The sequence below is a fragment of the Streptomyces sp. NPDC058157 genome (assembly GCF_042884105.1).
Lineage (GTDB): Bacteria > Actinomycetota > Actinomycetes > Streptomycetales > Streptomycetaceae > Streptomyces.
In genome coordinates, this window is sequence record NZ_JBHVUQ010000385.1 from 1 (window position 1) to 2,621 (window position 2,621).

The 2,621-nt window shown below is 79.5% G+C and carries 1 pseudogene; it reads left to right on the forward strand.

What is annotated here, in order from left to right:
• Positions 1-2,598: pseudogene (locus ACFVXK_RS38100) on the forward strand (DNA-binding protein); the annotation flags it as partial.
• Between the last annotated feature and the right edge of the window lie 23 nt (positions 2,599-2,621).

Sequence of the window (2,621 nt, forward strand, 5' to 3'; positions counted from 1 at the left end):
GTGCCCGGGCAGGGCTGGCACGGCTCCGACCCGGCCGGCGGCCGCGTCGCCGTCCCCGAGGGCTCCGCCAGGCCCGAGGCCGCGGTCCGGCTGCCCGGTGACGAGCGGCCCCGCGCCGTCACCAGCGACTGGCGCACCCTGGCCCTGACCGACCCCGAGGGGGCCGTCACCGCCCGGACCACCGCCCAGCACCACGGCGCCCCGCACTCCGCCGGCGGCGCGGAACTCCCGCCGCTCGCCTACTGGTCCTTCCTGCGCCCCCGCGACCCCGAGGGCTCGGCGGCGCTGCGCGCGCTGGACGCACCGGCCGCCGGAGCGCTGCTGAAGGCCGCCGCCGGGGCGGAGCGGCGCGAGGAGCTGCCCGCGCTGGTCCGCGAGGCCCTGCCCGCGCTCGGCTCGCCCGTGCTGGTCGCCGGGGTGGTCGACGTGCTCCGCTCCGCGCTGGTCCAGCGCAAGGCCCTGGCCCGGGTCGCGGAGTCCCTCGCCGGGCGCCGGGCGGCCCGGCCGAAGCCGGCCGTGGAGCACGGTCCCTCCGACCAGCTGCTCGACGCCGCCCTGCACGGGCTGACCGGCAACCCCTACCACCGCTACTACGGCGGGAACACGGATGCCACGTCCGCCTTCCTGCGGGCGCTCGGCGCGGCCGCCGCCGACACCGCCGCCGAGCCGGTCCCCGGCCGGCTGCACGTGGACGTGCCGAAGCTGGCGCAGTCCTCGTTCCCCTGGGCCGGACTGTTCCTGGAGGCGCCCGCCGCGGTCGCCTACCGGGCCGTCGCCACCGTCACCACCCAGGAGCAGCGGGAGGTGCTGTGCCGGGTGCTGTCCCAGGTGGACGCCTTGGGCCTGGCCTCGGCCGAGACCTCCGCCGCGAACTGGCGGCGGCTGACCGTACGGATCGACACCGCCCGCCTGCTCGGCGCCGACGGGCGGGAACGCGGCCGGGGCGGGCGGCACCGGGCGGTGCTGCCGCTGGGCGGCGGGGCGCTGCTCGCCATCGACGAGCAGAGCCGGGAGCAGCCGCGGGAGCGGTGGTTCGCCGCGTTGCTGCACGACCCGGCCGGCGCCTTCGCCGTGCCCGCGCCCTACACCGGCGCCGGGACGATGGCGCAGGTCGGCGACCCCGCGCGCGGGGCCGGCTGGCTGACGGCGTTCCTGAAGGAGGCCGCCGAGCGGGGTCCCGCTCCCTGGTTCCCGGCGGCTGCCGCGGAGTTCGGCCGGCTGACCGGGGTGTCGGCCGCCGTGGCCGCCCTGGTCGTCGCGGGACTGCCGTACCTGGAGACGGACGAGCGCGGCTTCCTCCCCGCCGAGCTGCGCACGCTCCTCGGGGTCAAGGCCACCGATGCCGTGCACGCCCGCAACGACCTCAGGGAGCTCTCCCCGCAGGTGCGGCGCGAGCTGGTCGCGGCGCTGCTGCCCGCCGACCCGGCCGGGCTGTGGACGGACGGCCCGGACGCGGAGGCCGCCGCCGCGGTGTGGAACCGGCGCGCGGGCCGCCGTACGCCGGTGCCCGAGTGGCTGCTCGCCGAGGCCGGCAAGGAGGTCCGGGCGGCCTGGGCGGCGCATCGGGCGCTGCCCGCGCTGCTGGACGCGGCGGCGTCCCCGGAGCTGTCCGGCGACACGGCCTGGGCCGTCAAGGGCGACCGGGCCGAGCCCGTGGTCCCGGGCGGGCGCCCCTTCGACGCCGGGGTGCTCACCTCCGCGGTGGGCTTCGCGGCCTGGCTCGCGCACCGGCTGCCGGCCGGGCACCCCGTACGGTCCTGCCTGCCGCCGGTGCTGACGGCGGTGCGGCAGCGGCTGGCCTCGCCGGAACTGCTGCTGTCCGTGGGGCACTACGTGGACCTGGCCGGCTTCCGGAAGGCGGCCGGCACCCCGACCGAGACCGCGGCCGGGTACGAGCGGTACGGCGCGGTGGTGCTGGCCACCCAGGACGGCCGGCCGCTGCCCGCGCTGCGCACGGCGCTGCTGGACTCGACCGGGTCGGACCCGTACCTGCCGCTGCTGCGCGGCACCGAGCAGCTGCCCGGCGCGACGGAGACGGCGCTGCGCCTGGCGCACGACCCGGGCTTCGCGGCGCTGCTCGCCGACCCGGGGGCGCCGGTGGCGGGCGCGGTGGACGCGGAGGGCGCCTGGTGGCCGCAGGATGCGGGCCGCAGCGTGCCGGAGCTGGTGGCGGAGGTGTCCGCGGAGTACGGGCTGGGGGCGGACGCCGCCGCCCTGTACCTGGCGCTGCTCGCGATGCCCGACCCGACCGACCGCAACACCGCGCGCTGGACGGGCTGGAAGCCGGCCCGGCTGAAGGCGGCCCGCGCGGAGCTGGCCGCCACGGACCTGGTGGTCGAGGCCACCCGGGCCCGGGCCGGGCGCTCCCTGTTCCTGCCCGGCCCGTGGGCCGAGCCGGACGCGCCCGCGCTGCCGGTCGAGCAGTGGAAGCTGCCGATGTACGCCCTGGCACCGGCCGGCCGGCCGGTGCTGGGCACTCTGGTGCCCGCCGAGCCGGCGGCGGAGCTGTACCGCCGGGCGTGGGCACGGGTCCGCGAGGGCGACGTGCCGCGCTTCGAGGAGCTCAAGGTGAAGCGCACCGCCGGCCGGCGGCGCTGAGCCCCCCCGGGTGAACCCGCGCC